The sequence below is a fragment of the Terrimonas ferruginea DSM 30193 genome, assembly GCF_000425585.1.
In the GTDB taxonomy this organism is placed as follows: Bacteria; Bacteroidota; Bacteroidia; order Chitinophagales; family Chitinophagaceae; genus Terrimonas; species Terrimonas ferruginea.
In genome coordinates this window covers 234,570-251,201 of record NZ_AUDS01000009.1, presented here as the reverse complement: position 1 = coordinate 251,201, position 16,632 = coordinate 234,570, and the positions used below count along the sequence as shown (strand labels likewise).

The 16,632-nt window shown below is 49.6% G+C and carries 9 protein-coding genes; all 9 read left to right on the top strand.

The features are described from left to right. Positions 1 to 9 precede the first annotated feature (9 nt). Positions 10 to 585 carry a D-sedoheptulose-7-phosphate isomerase gene (locus tag H608_RS0102575; RefSeq protein ID WP_028786302.1) on the top strand — a complete coding sequence of 192 codons (576 nt, stop codon included), beginning with the start codon at positions 10 to 12 and terminating at the stop codon, positions 583 to 585. A 14-nt stretch (positions 586 to 599) separates the two neighbouring features. Next, positions 600 to 1,841, top strand: a complete 1,242-nt coding sequence (locus tag H608_RS23340; RefSeq protein ID WP_051267953.1) for an HAD-IIIA family hydrolase — start codon at positions 600 to 602, stop codon at positions 1,839 to 1,841. Between the two features lie 75 nt (positions 1,842 to 1,916). After that, positions 1,917 to 2,939, top strand: a complete 1,023-nt coding sequence (locus H608_RS23335) for a hypothetical protein (RefSeq protein ID WP_051267951.1) — start codon at positions 1,917 to 1,919, stop codon at positions 2,937 to 2,939. 343 nt (positions 2,940 to 3,282) lie between these two features. Next, positions 3,283 to 3,678: a hypothetical protein gene (locus H608_RS0102560; RefSeq protein ID WP_155990019.1), complete on the top strand. Its 396-nt coding sequence runs from the start codon at positions 3,283 to 3,285 to the stop codon at positions 3,676 to 3,678. 87 nt (positions 3,679 to 3,765) lie between these two features. Beyond that, on the top strand, positions 3,766 to 5,004 hold the full coding sequence (locus H608_RS0102555; RefSeq protein WP_028786300.1) for a TolC family protein: 1,239 nt from the start codon (positions 3,766 to 3,768) through the stop codon (positions 5,002 to 5,004). A 30-nt stretch (positions 5,005 to 5,034) separates the two neighbouring features. Beyond that, entirely contained in the window at positions 5,035 to 6,114 is a 1,080-nt protein-coding gene (locus H608_RS0102550; RefSeq protein WP_028786299.1) for an efflux RND transporter periplasmic adaptor subunit, read from the top strand. A gap of 65 nt (positions 6,115 to 6,179) precedes the next feature. After that, positions 6,180 to 9,293 carry an efflux RND transporter permease subunit gene (locus H608_RS0102545; protein WP_028786298.1) on the top strand — a complete coding sequence of 1,038 codons (3,114 nt, stop codon included), beginning with the start codon at positions 6,180 to 6,182 and terminating at the stop codon, positions 9,291 to 9,293. 190 nt (positions 9,294 to 9,483) lie between these two features. Further along, positions 9,484 to 15,198, top strand: coding sequence for a T9SS C-terminal target domain-containing protein (locus H608_RS0102540; RefSeq protein ID WP_028786297.1), 5,715 nt, complete (start codon positions 9,484 to 9,486; stop codon positions 15,196 to 15,198). Between the two features lie 70 nt (positions 15,199 to 15,268). Continuing rightward, positions 15,269 to 16,621: a sensor histidine kinase gene (locus H608_RS0102535; protein ID WP_028786296.1), complete on the top strand. Its 1,353-nt coding sequence runs from the start codon at positions 15,269 to 15,271 to the stop codon at positions 16,619 to 16,621. Positions 16,622 to 16,632 lie beyond the last annotated feature (11 nt).

Below are 16,632 nucleotides of genomic sequence, written 5' to 3'. Positions count from 1 at the left end.
CCCCTCCCGATGGAAAAGATTAAACAGCTCATACAGGCATCTATCAGCGTCAAACAACAATTGATGGAAGATGACGCACTGGTATCGGTGATTGGCATGGTTGCCGATGTGATCACCAATGCCTTTCGTGACGGCAGGCGTGTTTATTTCTGCGGCAATGGAGGCAGCGCTGCCGATGCGCAACACCTCGCTGCAGAATTTTCCGGGCGTTTTTATACCGACCGCAAGGCCTTACCCGCAGAAGCGCTGCACTGCAACACCTCTTACATTACCGCCGTTGGTAATGATTACAGCTACGACGTAATTTATGCCCGGCTGATCGATGGCATCGGACAACCGGGCGATGTGCTGGTAGGTCTCTCCACTTCCGGTAATTCGGCCAACATCATCAAAGCATTCGAAGTGGCGAGAGAGCGTGGTATGGTGACGGTTGGTTTTACCGGTCAGACCGGCGGACAACTAAAAGCACTCAGTGATTATCTTATCAATATTCCTTCAACCGATACGCCACGCATACAGGAAAGTCATATCCTTGCAGGGCATATCGTCTGCCAATTGGTAGAAGAAACCTATTTTCAAAGCTGAGCTCCACTACTGATATGACCCAAGCAATCATCCTGGCCGGCGGGCTGGGCACGCGGCTTCGTTCTGCCGTTCCCGATCTTCCGAAATGTCTCGCGCCCGTAGCCGGGCGTCCGTTTTTATTTTATGTGATCAATTACCTCCGCAGCCAGGGCATCAACGATTTTATTTTTTCGCTGGGTTATAAACATGAACTCATCACCGATTACCTCGAGAAAGATTTTGCTACGCTTTCCTATAAAACGGTTATCGAAGAAGAACCATTGGGCACCGGCGGTGCCATTCTCCTTGCCGCCGCACAGGCACATTCGTCGCAAGTGATCGTTACCAATGGCGATACATTGTTCCGTGCAGATATACCGGCTATGTTGCAATTGCATCGTAGTAATCATGCCATCTGCACGCTTGCTTTAAAACCCATGCAACATTTCGACCGCTATGGTGTGGTGGAAATAAACAATGAAGGACGCATTACCGCATTCAAAGAAAAACAACAGTACGAACAGGGAACGATCAATGGCGGACTTTATGTAATCGATCGCGAAGCATTGCTCGCTGCAGGATTACCGGAAAAATTTTCCTTCGAAAAAGATTTCCTCGAAGCGCGGTATGCTGATGATAAATTATACGGCATTGCCCAGGATGATTATTTCATCGATATCGGCATTCCGGATGATTACAACCAGGCACAACAGGATCTGGCACGGCCTGCTATCTCTTTAAAAGACATCGACAAATCATGGACTTTGTTCATGGATCGTGATGGTGTGTTCAACCATGATAAGGTCGGCAGTTATGTTTTTCATCCCGATGAATTCGTTTTTTATGACGGTGCGCTGGATGCTACCCGGATCATTCACGGAAAATTCGGGCGGGTGATCGTCACCACCAATCAGCGCGGTGTGGGCCGAGGTCTGATGACGCTCGAAGACCTGAAGACGGTGAACGATAAATTGCAACGGATCGTAAAAGAAAACGGCGGGTTGATCGATCACGTCTACTCCGCAACGGCCATGTCCAACTTCGATCCCATACGCAAACCAAACCCCGGGATGGCCTTCCTCGCCAAACATGATTTCCCGGATATCGATCTGTCCAAAACGATCATGATCGGTAATAATCCAAGCGATATGCAATTCGGACGGCATGCGGGATTGTACACCGTTTATCTCACAACCACCAACCCGCCATACGAACTTCCCCACCAGGATGTGGACTGGCAATTTGAGTCACTTTACGCTTTTGCAAAATCTTTATAGTTCTTTGTGTAATTTTCCTGCCGGAAAGACGTTACCTGAACACCGTTACCGACGTAGCGGATCAAAAAAGATAAAGTGAAAAAGTTGACCTTACGCCTTAGCCTTGTTTTACTGATCGCCTTCGCCGCCGGAACTTCCGTTTATGCGCAGTCGCCGATCTCTTCAGCAGACCGTAAGAAGCTGAGGCTCAAAGAAGATTCCTTATCGAAGCATTCGAAAGACATGAGCGTTGAGCAGGAAATGGCCGACCGCATGATCGCAGACAGCTTTTTCATCAGAACACTGGTGCGGGCGCTGCAGGTCAAAAACTCTTTCTATTATCCGTTTGATTCGGTTCTTGGCATCTCTAAAATGTATGCACCGGACAGCACGTTCCGCATATTTACCTGGAATTTGAACTACGACAATTACTACTCCCGTCAACGCGGAGCCATCCAGATGCGCACGAAAGACGGATCGCTTAAATTATTTCCGCTCCGGGATGTATCGGAATTCACCGAGAATCCGATGGACTCTGCGCGCGACCGCAACAACTGGATCGGCGCAGTGTATTACAACATCATTCGCACACAATACAACGGAAAGAACTTTTATACCCTGTTCGGCTTTGACGGGCACACGGTGCGCAGCAGTAAAAAATGGCTGGAAGTACTTACGTTCAACGGACGTGGCGAACCGGTTTTCGGAGGTCCGTTTTTCAGTTTTGCCAAAGACAGCATTCCGAAGCCAGATCAGAACCGCTTCAGCCTGGAGTTTAAAAAAGATGTGCGTGTGTTGATGGATTTTTTGCCGGAAGAGAATGTAATCCTGGTCGATCACCTGATATCCGAGAATGATGAACCCGATAATCCCTGGACATACGTGCCGGACGGCGATAACGAAGCATTTAAGTGGGAAAATGGCAAATGGATACATATCGACAAAGCATTTACTTATAAAATAGATATGAGTGATGCGGATCCGTATATGGGCAAACCACCGGTCGAAAAACCCATTCTCGACGGCAAGGGCAACAAGAATGAGAAAAAACTCATAGAGCAATCGGAGAAGAATAAGCAGCGCGAACAGCCAGCGCCGGTGCCACCGGTGAAAAAGTGAATTGTCAATCGTCAATGGTGAATGGTGAATGGTCATCCCGAAGTCTCGGGAGTGAATAAGTCAATAAGTGAATCAGTGAATAGCCGAATGTTTGTCCAACGCACCCGTGGTTCGTGTTTTCACGAACCACCCTTCGGGTCGGCCTTCAATCGTGAATAGGCTTATAGTTATCAACCTTACGCCTTCAACCCTACACTCTATACCCTATACCCTATACCCTACTCCTTATACCTTACACCTTATCCCTTACACCTTACTCCTTACTCCTCCCCTTCGTATTAACATTTTATTATCAGTCTACTAGCATACAGGGTTTTACCGTTCTGCCCTATCTTTGCCGCCTGTGCTGAAAATTGGCAAACATATCATTCTTTGGATCGTAGCGCTGTCCATACTCAATACCAGTATCGATATCGTGGACGACGGTGCCGTGTTTCAATCACTGACCGACCAGGCAGATGACGGTGTTTCTTACACAGAAATCGAAAGCATCTTGGAATATCTGGTGAATGAAACAACTGATCACGAAGAACAATTCCCCGACAGCACCGGCAACGACCAGCAAAGCATCCTCAAAAAAGCAGCAGGTTTCGATTTTTCCCTGCCGGAAAAAAAACAACGACTTCTCTCGCCCGTTTTCACACGAGCCAATTCAATACCTTCCGCCCGCGAAGCGGCATTCCTGCTTCCCGCCGGTTATATCAACCGCCTCCTGCAACCTCCTGACCGAACAGCCTGATTGATCATCCCCGATCATTTGTTTTCCCTATGTGCCAACTGACGCGCACGTAGCGCTATTCCCTTTTCTGAATCAAAACAGGCAATAATGAAATTTTTTGCTTCATTATTCCTTTGCGTCACTGTTACCTGTGCCTACGCGCAACAGGCAGACAGCATCGTTGTAACCATACAACAGGCAGAGGAAATATTTCTCAAGAAAAACCTGCTTTTACTGGCCAGCCGCTACCAGGTGGATGCGGCCAAAGCCAATGAAATACAGGAAAAATTGTATCCTAACCCGACCTTCAGCACCGATCTCGCCACTTACGGCGATAACCGCAAATGGTTCGACATCGGCCGCCGCGGGCAGAAACAGTTCGGACTCGACCAACTGATCATCCTGGCCGGCAAACGCAACAAACGTGTACAATTGGCCCGCGAGCAAACCCGCGAAACAGACCTGGCCTTTTATGATCTGCTGCGCACACTCAAGTATGAACTGCGCGCCAGTTTTTATACACAAGTATACGCGACCGAACTGGCAACACAGTACACCGAGCAATTGCAATGGCTGCAGCAACTCATCAATTCGTATGAACAGGAGGCCAACCGCCGCAACGTTTCCCTGAAAGATGCCGTGCGCCTGAAATCGGAATACATCCAGCTCAGCGCCGACCGCAATGCCGTGATCATGGACGCGCTCAATGCACAACAGACCTTGCAGTTGCTGCTCGATACCAGCGTCAATGTAATGCCGTCAAAAGAAGAATGGGCAGGCCGTCCCTTGCCTTCACGCGAAACCTTATTGGAGATGGCAAAGAAAGAACGCGCCGATCTGCGCATGAAATACAGCCAGGTGAAACAGGAAGAACTGAACTACCGCCTGCAAAAAGCGATGGCCGTTCCCGATGTTACCGTTGGTGCCGGATACGACCAGGATGGTAATTATGTATCCAATTTTTACTCGCTCCGCGCATCGATCGATCTCCCTTTCTTCAACAGGAACCAGGGACAGATCAAACAGGCCAAAGCGCAGATACGCGTGGCCGAGCTGGAAAAAGACTACAAGGAATTAACCATTGAAAAAGAGATCGCCGGAAGTTACGCGCGCCTGCTGGAAGCCGAAAAAGAATACCAGTTCTCGCAAACAGGCTTCAACAAAGATTTCCCTGCCGTCAACCGTTCTGTTATTGAAAATTTCAACAAAGGCAATATGAGCATGCTGGAGTTCATGGATTTTTTCCAGAACTACAATACCGCCATGCGACAGGTAAATGAATTACGCAAGCAACGCCGGCTCGCCTGGGAAGAATTGGAATACGTGACAGGTGCTTCTTTCGACTAACCGAATTAATCAGTCTGATAAAAAAAGTTTATGCTTTATAAAATTCTTATAACCGCTGCACTGGCAGGTATTCTCTTGTCCTGCAGCCATTCAAAACCGCAGGAAAGCGACAACCGTTTCTCCCTCACCGATACCATGATGAGCAGGATCCGGATAGATACCACCCGGCTGGAAAATGTAAAAAGCGAATTGCGCTTCTCCGGTAAGATCACTCCCGAAGACAACAAACTCGCTTCCATTTTTCCCGTGGTGGCAGGTTATGTAACCCGTCTCAATGTATCGCTGGGTGATTTTGTACACAAGGGGCAGGTATTGGCTACAATCCGGAGCACCGACATCGCCGATTTTGAAAAGCAACGCCGCGATGCGGAGAATGCATTAATGACGGCCCGTAAAAACCTTAAAGCCGAACAGGAACTAGCCGATTCCAGGCTCAACACCGAACGGGATCTGACCGCCGCGCAACGCGAAGTGGAAAATGCACAGGCCGAACTCAACAGGATCAATGAAGTGTTTTCAATTTATCATATCCGCGATGGTGCCAACTACAACATCGTTGCACCCATCAGCGGTTTTATTACGGATAAAAAGATCAACGCCGACATGCAGTTGCCTGCAGGTTTCAGTGAGAGCATCTTCACCATCGCGCAGATCGACGAGGTTTTTGTAACAGCCAATGTTTATGAAACGGATATAGCACGTTTGTCGGTAGGTATGCCCGCAGAAATTGAACTGCTCAGCTATCCGGGCAAACGTTTTTACGGCAAAATTGACAAGATGCTGAACGTGCTGGATCCGGAAACTAAAACACTCAAGATCCGTATCCGTTTGCCGAATTCCGGTTATGAACTCAAACCGGAGATGGCAGCCACTGTTTATATCAGCCGCAATGAACCGGATAAAAAACCAGCCATTCCCGCCGAAGCCGTGGTGTTTGACAAAAGCCGCAACTACGTGATGGTGTTTCACAGCCGCGACAGCATTGAAACGCGTGTGGTAGAGCCTTTGCGCACTACCGGCAACATCACCTGGATCAGGGCCGGACTGCAGGAAGGCGAGCGCGTCATCAGCCGCAACGCCTTGCTGGTCTATGATGCTTTAAATGATTAAGCTAAACCGCAGGTAGCACCACTGCCGGCTATTGCCGTGTGACACTGCCTGCCCAATCTTTTTGCATGAACAAGTTTATCCGAAATATTGTAGCTTTTTCCCTCAAGAACAAGTTCTTCGTTTTCTTCCTCACCGGAGTACTGATCATTGCGGGAATTGTAAGCTTTGTCCGGACGCCCATCGAGGCTTTCCCGGACGTAACCAATACACAGATCATCATCGTTACACAATGGCCCGGCCGAAGCGCCGAAGAAGTGGAACGTTTTGTAACACGCCCCACCGAAGTGGCCATGAACAGTGTGCAGCGCAAAACAAATGTGCGCAGCATTACCATGTTTGGTCTGAGTGTGATGAAAATAATTTTTGAAGACGGCGTCGACGATTTCTTCGCGCGGCAACAGGTCAATAATCAGTTGAGAACCGTCAGTCTTCCCGACGACGTGGATCCGGAAGTGCAACCGCCTTACGGTCCTACCGGTGAAATATTCCGTTATGTATTGCGCAGCAAATCGCGCAACAGCCGCGAACTCCTGACCATCCAGAACTGGACGATCGACCGGCAACTAAGAGCCGTGCCCGGTGTGGCCGACGTGGTGGCGTTTGGTGGTGAAGAAAAAATATACGAGATACGTGTCAACCCTACCCTGCTGGTTAAATATGACATTACGCCGCTCGAAGTATTCACGGCCGTATCACGCAGCAACCTGAACGTGGGTGGGGATGTGATTGAAAAAAACAACCAGGCTTATGTGGTCAGAGGAATCGGTTTGCTCAACAGCAGCACGGATATCGAAAACATCATCGTAGAGCAAAACGGCGATGCACCCGTACTGATCAAACATGTAGCTACCGTGCAGGAAAGCGGCTTGCCTCGTGTAGGCCAGGTAGGCCTTGACAAGGACGACGATGTGGTGGAAGGGATTGTGGTGATGCGGAAAGATGAAAATCCGTCGGCTGTACTCGCATCCGTAAAAGAAAAAATAAAAGAACTGAATGAAAAAGTATTGCCCGCCGATGTGAAGATGGAAACATTTTATGACCGTGATGTGCTCATGAGTTATTGTACTGATACCATTTCGCACAACGTGGTGGAAGGTATCATACTCGTAACGGTGATCGTACTCATCTTCATGGCTGATTGGCGCACCACGCTGATCGTATCGCTGATCATTCCGTTATCATTACTCTTCGCATTTTTCTGTTTGCGGATGAAAGGCATGAGTGCCAACCTGATCTCGTTGGGGGCGATCGACTTCGGGATCATCATCGACGGCGCCGTGGTAATGGTAGAAGGTATGTTTGTGGCACTCGCCCATCTTTCACACAAAGTCGGCATGCCCAGGTTCAACAAGCTATCCAAACTGGGATTATTAAAACGAACCGGTGGCGATCTGGGTAAAGCAGTATTCTTCTCGAAAGTGATCATCATCACGGCCCTCATTCCGATTTTTACTTTTCAGAAAGTGGAAGGCAAAATGTTCTCGCCGCTCGCCTGGACATTAGGGTTTGCCCTACTGGGCGCCTTGATCTTTACGCTTACGCTGGTGCCTGTATTGTGCTCGATGTTGCTGAATAAAAATGTGCGTGAAAAAGAAAACTTCATCGTACGTTTCTTCAATCGTTCGATCACCTCCGCATTTACCTGGTGTTTCCGCAACAAACGCAAAAGTCTGCTGGGCGCATTTGTATTCATGGGACTGACATTTGGTTCCGCAAAATTTTTGGGATCAGAGTTCCTTCCCGAGTTGAATGAAGGCGCTTTGTGGGTGACGGCTGAACTACCCATGAGCACCTCGCTTACCGAATCAATGAAGATCACGCGCACGATCAGGGAAAAGCTGATGGACTTCGAAGAAGTAAATGGTGTGCTCTCGCAAACCGGCCGCAGCAACGATGGTACCGATCCGAACGGATTTGGTTTTATACAATTCCAGGTAAACCTGAAAGCAAAGAAAGAATGGAAACGCAGTTTGTCGCAGGAAGCATTGATCGAGGAAATGGATGAGCGGCTGCGACAAATCCAGGGCATTACCTACAACTATTCCCAGCCCGTAGTAGACAACGTAGCCGAAGCCGTCGCAGGTTTCAAGGCATCCAATGCGGTGAAGATCTTTGGCGACGACCTGGAAAAACTGGATAGCCTGGCCGATGTGGTATATGCTTCTATCAGAGACATCGATGGTATTAAAGATGCGGGTATACTGCGCAACGTAGGGCAACCCGAGATCAGCGTGATATTGGACGAAGAAAAAATGGCCTTATACGGTGTGGCTACTGCGGATGCGCAGGCTGTTATTGAAATGGCGATCGGTGGTAAAACGGCCACTGCCAAATACGAAGAGGAAAAACGCTTCGATGTACGCATCCGTTATCAACCTGAATACCGGAAAGACGAAGCGGATATCATGTCGCTGATGGTGCCAACGATCAAAGGAGGAAAGATTCCGCTGAGCAGTATCGCCGATCTGCGTAAAGTAACGGGTCCGGCTTTCATCTACCGCGATGACAACAAACGCTTCATCGGTGTAAAATTCACCGTGCGCGGCCGCGACCTTGGCAGCACGATCAGCGAAGCGCAGGCAGCCGTAGACAAGCTGGTCAAACTTCCCAAAGGATATTCTATTCAGTGGGCCGGTGAATTTGAAAACCAGGTGCGGGCGAGCAGGCAATTGGCTACTGTAGTGCCGATCAGCCTGCTGGCCATTTTTGTCTTGCTCTTCATCACATTTGGCAATGTGAAAGACGCCGGTCTTGTGCTGATGAACGTGCCCTTTGCCCTCATCGGAGGCATTCTGGCCCTGCACATATCCGGTATCAACTTCGGTATATCGGCCGGTGTCGGCTTCATTGCCTTGTTTGGTATTTGTGTGCAGAATGGTGTGATCCTGATTACCGTGTTCCATCAGAATCTAAGGCAACGTATGGATCTGGCCATGGCGATACGTGAAGGGGTAATATCGCGGATACGTCCGGTAGTGATGACGGCACTGATGGCGATGCTGGGCTTATTGCCTGCTGCATTATCATCAGGTATCGGGTCGGAAAGCCAAAAGCCGCTGGCGGTGGCCATCATTGGCGGACTGGTGACGGCAACGGTTCTTACATTATTAGTATTCCCCATATTATTCTGGTTGTTCTACCGACGATCAGCGAAAAAAGCTGCTGCTGCAGCAGGTTGATAGATTAGAGTAGGATTAGAAAGGGCGCTTCGGCGTCCTTTCTTTTTTATCACGGGGTGATATTACTATGGGTAAACACTAGGTTTTGCGGGAATATCTTGTATTTTCGTTGACTAGAAACTAAACCGAAAATTAACTGCCGGCTCCCGTCCGCCCGCCCAATACTTCCTCTGAGCCCATGAACCACTACATGAGAGTCTTTCTGTTCAGCGTATTCGTATGCCTGACCCTGAACAACTACGCGCAAAATCCTGCGGATCATTATGTGCAGTCGTTGCAACCTGTTCATCCGGGAAAAAATACGGATGGGCAGATGAAAGCGTCGGAAGACAACTATTACACTTTTCCCGAAAGAAAAAAATCACCGGATCTTGAAGCGTGGGGAAAATACAATAGCAAAAAAGACCTTACGCACCCCGAATATGGTATACTGCCCGATGGTGCGCCCTGCGACACCTGCGTGGAAGTATATGCCGAACGCAAAGCGGATAAACGATTGTTCCGCAGCCTGAAAGATTCCACATTGCAATATATCCAGCAATCGCTTGGCTCGCTGAACACGCTGGTGGACGGCCGATGGATCACCATCCAGCATAAATTGAAACCAGGTGCCAATGGCGTGTACCGTTCAGGATATGCCCCGGAGCCCGCCATCTTCGATCTCTCCCGCCAACAAATAAGTTTACAGACCGTGGTGGGTAATGTAAAATTCAACGACTGGACTTTACTGATACGCCGCAACGGCACGGTGGAAACAATTGGAAAGGCTAACTGGTCGCGGTATACAATTGGTGAAGACGGCATGTACATCACCAATGTATTCGAAGGCATCGATGCTGAACTGAAAGTCTTCCGCGGCGCCATTAAGACAAATTTTATTATCAAAAGAAATGCATTCGGTTCTTTCGATGAATTGATCTTCCGGGATGCATTCAATAGTGGACAAAATACACGACTGCAATTCACTGAAGGCAACGAACAAAAGGGTGTTGGCCAGTTAACCGTGTTGCTGAACGGCGCCGATGCCTTGAAAGTAAATGCCGGTTATGCTTATGCAAAAAATGGCGGTAAGGAAAGCATGATGGCGGTTGCTTATGATATCAGTGATGGCGCTATGGACATGATCGTACCGGCTTACTGGATCAACAAATATATCGGGCAACATGAATTGGTGATTGATCCGCTGGTAACGGCCAGCAACACGCTTGCACAGGCAGCGATTACCGGTTCAGCCTATGGTGCTGCCTGCTTCACAGCCTACTGTTCCTACAACCTGAACGTGACGAGACCGGCCAGTTTCGACATAGAGGACATCCGCTGGACATTCAGCTATATTGCAACAGGCTCCTGCTGGATGTATGATGGCGCTGTGACCTTTCGCTCCGGCACCTGTAATAGCCCGGGCGCCGCAGGAAATTACTGGTTTTGCAACGGCATCGGTACCGGTACCTGCAGCGGAAACAACATCTCGATCATGAACGATCTGGCCTCCTGCTTACCGGCTGCTTCCTGCGCCTCTGCCAACATCCCATTCGAAATGCGCTTTTATCGTTGTTATACTTCGTCTGCCGGCTGTAGCGGAAGCTGTATTGGCGCTGCCAGTCCCTGGACGATGACGATTACAGGACGTACCGTTGAACTGGCCTCCCCCGTGACCATAACGCCCTCAACAGGTGCAGCGGTATGCCAGGGTACCAGTGCTATGCTCACAGCAACGGGCCGTGGTGGTGTTAGTCCTTATGGCTATTCCTGGAGCTTTAACCCCACAGGTACGCCTGTTGCCGCCACAGGCGCTTCCGCCAATCTCACCTTTCCTGCTAACGGAACTATTCCTGTATATCTTACGCTTACCGACGCCTGCGGTAATACGAATGCCAATACGGTAAACGTAACCGTGAATCCAAGACCGGTGGTTACCGCCATTCCCGCCATCAATCCGCTTTGCAGCGGGCAGAATCCGAATATTGCGTTAAACTCCTCTGTAACAGGAACCACTTATACCTGGACAGCTTCAACCGTCCCAAGTATCACAGGTGTATCAGCCGGCAGTGGTACAGGCCCTATTTCGCAAACACTGACCAATAGCGCCACGCTGCCCGGAACCGTCAGCTATAACATAACCAGCACCGCAAATGGCTGTACCAGCACGCCGGTCAACAGCGTCATCACCGTCAATCCGCTTAAAACAGCTACTCAAAATATCACGATCTGCACCAATCAATTGCCCTATACATGGAACGGGCAAACGATAACTGCAGGAGGCAATAGTGTAGCGACATTCACGACCCCGTCATTGATGACAGGTTGCGATAGTACCACTACACTTAACCTGGTCGTAAACAGTGTAACCTCCGCTACACAAACCGTTACCATTTGTTCGAATGCATTGCCCTATACCTGGAACGGACAAACGATAACGGCAGGAGGCAATGGTGTAGCCACCTATACAACTCCGTCGTTGACCAGCGGTTGTGATAGTACCACCACGCTTAACCTGATCGTAAACACGGTAACGCCGGTTACACAAACCATTACCATCTGTTCGAACGCATTGCCCTATACCTGGAACGGGCAAACCATAACCGCAGGAGGCAATGGCATAGCCACCTATACAACTCCGTCGTTGATCAACGGTTGTGATAGTACCACCACGCTTAACCTGGTCGTAAACAATTTACCGCCCGTTACACAAACCATTACCATTTGTGCAAATGCATTGCCCTATACCTGGAACGGACAAACGATAACGGCAGGAGGAAATGGCGTAGCCACCTATACTACTCCGTCGCTGGTCAATGGTTGTGATAGTACCACCAGCTTAAATCTTGTTGTTAATCCGCTCATCAACACCACGCAAACCATTTCGATCTGCGCAAACCAATTGCCCTATACCTGGAACGCACAACCGATCACGGCCGGCGGTAACGCTGTAGCAACATTTACCACTCCGTCACTGGTCACCGGTTGCGACAGTACCACTACTTTAAATCTTATTGTCAATCCACTGATTAATCAGACCGTAAATCTTACTATCTGTGCCAGTAGCATGCCCTATACCTGGAACGGGCAAACGATCAATGCCGGTGGAAATGGGGTAGCTACTTTCACCACACCATCCCTCGTTACGGGTTGTGACAGTACCACCACACTCAACCTGATAGTAAATGCCCTGATCAGCGCAACGGAAAATATCACCATCTGTTCCAACCAATTGCCCTATAGCTGGAATGGACAAAGCATAACGGCAGGTGGTACTGCTGTGGCAACATTTACCACGCCATCAGCCGGCACCGGCTGTGACAGTACCACTACGCTCAACCTCACGGTGAACCTGGTTAAAAATGCGGCGGAAAATATAGTGATCTGCGCGGACGCACTGCCCTACAACTGGAATGGACAAAGCATAACTGCCGGCGGCAACAACGTAGCAACGTTTACCATGCCCTCAACGGAAAATGGTTGCGACAGTACCACTACCCTTAACCTCACCGTCAATCCCGCACCGGCCGTAACACAAACCATCACCATCTGTGCGGATGCATTGCCATACACCTGGAACGGGCAAACCATGACCGCAGGTGGTAATAACGTAGCCACATTTGTTACGCCGTCGATCGTTACCGGTTGCGACAGTACAACAACACTCAACCTGATCGTAAACCCGCTGATCAATCAAACAGAAACGATCACAATCTGCGCGGACGCATTGCCTTTCACCTGGAACGGACAAAGCATCACAGCGGGAGGTAACAACGTGGCCACATTTATCACGCCCTCGTTGATCACCGGTTGTGACAGCACGACTGTGCTGAACCTGATCGTAAACCCGCTGATCAATCAAACAGAAGCGATCACGATCTGCGCGGACGCATTGCCTTTCACCTGGAACGGACAAAGCATCACAGCGGGAGGTAACAACGTGGCCACATTTATCACGCCCTCGTTGATCACCGGTTGTGACAGCACGACTGTGCTGAACCTGATCGTTAATCCGCTGATCAATCAAACAGAAACGATCACGATCTGCGCAGATGCATTGCCTTACACCTGGAATGGACAAAGCATCGCTGCAGGCGGAAACGCGGTAGCTTCATTTGTTACACCATCTTTGATCACGGGTTGCGACAGCACGACTGTGCTCAACCTGATCGTGAACCCACTGATCAACGAAACAGAAACGATTACGATCTGCGCAGACGCATTGCCGTATACCTGGAATGGACAAAGTATCACAGCGGGAGGAAACAACGTGGCCACATTCACGATGCCTTCACAGATCACGGGTTGTGACAGCACGACTGTATTGAACCTGATCGTGAATACCGCTCCGGCCATTACGCTACAGCCGCAACCTTCGGTTATTTTTATCCAGGATAATACCAGCTTCTCGGTAACGGCTTCCGGTACAGGTCCGCTTACATATCAATGGGAAGTCAACGATGGCGCGGGCTTCGCTCCGGTTACCGACGGAATGCTTTACAGCGGCAGCCAGTCTCCCACACTCACCCTGACCAATGTACCGCATATCAGTGGTTACCTCTATCGTTGTATTGTAACAGGCATCTGTCTGCCAAATGCAACCGGCAACGCGGCATTGCTGACCGTCAACAAACGGCCGCAAACCATTTCCTTTAACACACAAACCAGCAATAGCACGGTAACAGTTACCTATGGGGATCCCGTACAGGATGGCAGCGCCACCGCATCTTCCGGTTTGCCGGTAACCTACAGCAGCAGTAATAACGGGGTGGCCTCCATTGACGCAACAGGTCAGATCACCATTCATAGTGTTGGCACCACGCTTATTGCGGCTGATCAGGCCGGCGACAATATTTACCTCGGTGCCTCGCCGGTAATCTTTACACTCGTGGTAACACCGAAGAATTTGTTGATAACCGCGGATGACAAAACACGGCCTTACGGTGAAAACAATCCTCCGCTCACCTTCAGTTACAGTGGTTTTGTTTACGGAGAAAATCAATCCGTCATCACGCCGCCGGTTATCGGCACCACCGCCACCCTCACCAGTATGCCGGGACAATACCCGATTACCTTCAGTGGCGGAACAGCGGCCAACTACAACTTTGTATTTGTCAATGGTACGTTCACCATCACCGGGGCTGTCGTTAACATCCGCCAGCAACCTGCGCCGCTCGCTTTGTGTACCAATGAACAGGCACGCTTTACTATCATTGCCGAAGCGCAAAGTCCCTTGGTGACCTTGCAATACCAATGGCAGCAAAGCGGCAACAACAGTACCTGGACGGACATCCCCGGAGCGACCACATCGCAACTCACGATGACCGCCCTCACCAGTGCCTATATCCGTTGCGTAATCACCGCGCCGGGCACTGTTCTGCCGAGCCAGTCAGTAACATTTGTGGTACATCCGTTGCCAACGCTGCAGGTCACCAAATCAAACGACCTGGATTGTAACTTCGGCAGCACCCAATTGACCGTCTCCGGTGCCATACGTTACAACTGGACTCCGCCGGCAGGATTGAGCAGCACCACCATTTACAACCCGCTTGCCCGTCCCACAACAGAAACGAAATACTATGTAACCGGTACGGATGCCAATGGCTGCGTGAACCGCGACAGCATCACGGTTGAAATCACCGATACCCGTCACGGGGATAATCTCATGGCCAATGCCTTCACGCCAAACGGCGACGGGCGAAATGACTGCTATGGTATTTCGTATTGGGGTGTGATTGAAAAAATCGATTTCAGTATTTACAACCGAGGTGGACAACGGATTTTCTATTCACGCGATCCCTACGCCTGCTGGAATGGAAAATTCCAGGGGGTGGATCAACCGGCCGGTGTGTATGTGTACTTCATAAAAGCCGTTACCAATTGCGGCGTCATCGAACGAAAGGGAACAGTAACCCTGATACGATAAGCGAAAATCCCCGCCAGTTGTGCGGGGATTTTTCAATATATTCGGCCACCATTAACATAAACCCGTTCACATGCCGCTCCTTCACTGGATTCACATCCTACTGATCGGAACCATGCTATTCCAGGCCACCTTCATGCTGGTACAATGGTTTGTTTTCCGGCGTAAAGACTACCTGTATTACATTGTTTATATGTGCAGCACGCTCTTATTTCTCATTACGAGGCTTGACAGTGTATTGCATTTTTTTCCGGCTCCTATTCCTCCGATGCTGGACGAATACCTCGATCAGCCGCTGATCATCTTTGCCTGCTGGATGTATATCCGTTTCGGTTATTATTTCCTTGAATTAAAAGAAACGCAGCCCGCACTCTACAGGAATGCACGGCTGGTAGAAATCTTTTTCATGGTTTTTATTATCGCAAAATGCATTTGCATCCCCTTTTCATTCAGCTATACCACTTCTTCGATTATTTATATGATCGCATCGGTATCGCTGGCACTGTCTGCGGCCCCTCTCCTTTACAAACTACTGGTACAACGGAACCTGTTGAATAATCTCCTGGTGATTGGTGGCGTGTGCATTGCCATCGGCGGTATTTCCGGTCATATTTTCACATTGATCGCAGAAGACCCGGAACAACGAACCATCCTTGTATACGTTGCTTTTGAAGTAGCCATATTACTTGAGCTGTTATTGCTCAATACGGGACTGGTGATAAAAAACAAGCGTACCCAACAACAAATCATCGATACACAAGACAGGCTGATCCATCAGTTGCAACAAACCGAAATGTTGCGCACCAGTCTAAGTACGATGCAGACAAAACTCTCTTCCGATCTTCACGACAACATCGGTGCCGGCCTCAGCAGTATTGCCATGTACAGCCAGGTGGCGCGTCAGCGGATGGAAAAGCAACCCGCATCGGCCGCACAGGTATTGAACATCATCAGTAATACCGCTTCAGATATTTTATCGGAAATGAAAGACACGATCTGGTTTATTCAACCGGCCCATTTCACTTTCGAACAATTGATAGACCGGCTACGGCAATATGCGGAACCACTCTGTGCGGAAAAAGAAATTCACCTGGAGTTCAGGTTGCCGGTTGCAGCCATGCCCGAACTTTCGCTCGGTGCGCGCAAGAATATTTTCCTGGTGTTGAAGGAAGCCATCAACAACGCCATCAAGCATGCATCACCGCAAAGTATCATCGTATCCATTGACTGCGCGGAAGCGCAATTAACCATTTCCGTGACCGACGACGGAGCCGGTTTGCCGCCCACCGCAGGACGCTCGGATGGCAACGGTTTGCGCAATATGCAGCAGCGTGCTAAAGGCGTTGGTGGCCGCCTGGACCTGTTTCCGGTAACGCAGGGAGGCACGCAGGTCCGGTTCGAGCTCCCGATGCAGGTTGCATCCTAACCATATTTGGT

What these genes read in the sequence shown, in the direction of transcription:
- H608_RS0102575 (WP_028786302.1), top strand. Translation starts at nt 10, where the DNA reads ATGGAAAAGATTAAACAGCTCATACAGGCATCTATCAGCGTCAAACAA.
- H608_RS23340 (WP_051267953.1), top strand. Translation starts at nt 600, where the DNA reads ATGACCCAAGCAATCATCCTGGCCGGCGGGCTGGGCACGCGGCTTCGT.
- H608_RS0102555 (WP_028786300.1), top strand. Translation starts at nt 3,766, where the DNA reads ATGAAATTTTTTGCTTCATTATTCCTTTGCGTCACTGTTACCTGTGCC.
- H608_RS0102550 (WP_028786299.1), top strand. Translation starts at nt 5,035, where the DNA reads ATGCTTTATAAAATTCTTATAACCGCTGCACTGGCAGGTATTCTCTTG.
- H608_RS0102545 (WP_028786298.1), top strand. Translation starts at nt 6,180, where the DNA reads ATGAACAAGTTTATCCGAAATATTGTAGCTTTTTCCCTCAAGAACAAG.
- H608_RS0102540 (WP_028786297.1), top strand. Translation starts at nt 9,484, where the DNA reads ATGAGAGTCTTTCTGTTCAGCGTATTCGTATGCCTGACCCTGAACAAC.
- H608_RS0102535 (WP_028786296.1), top strand. Translation starts at nt 15,269, where the DNA reads ATGCCGCTCCTTCACTGGATTCACATCCTACTGATCGGAACCATGCTA.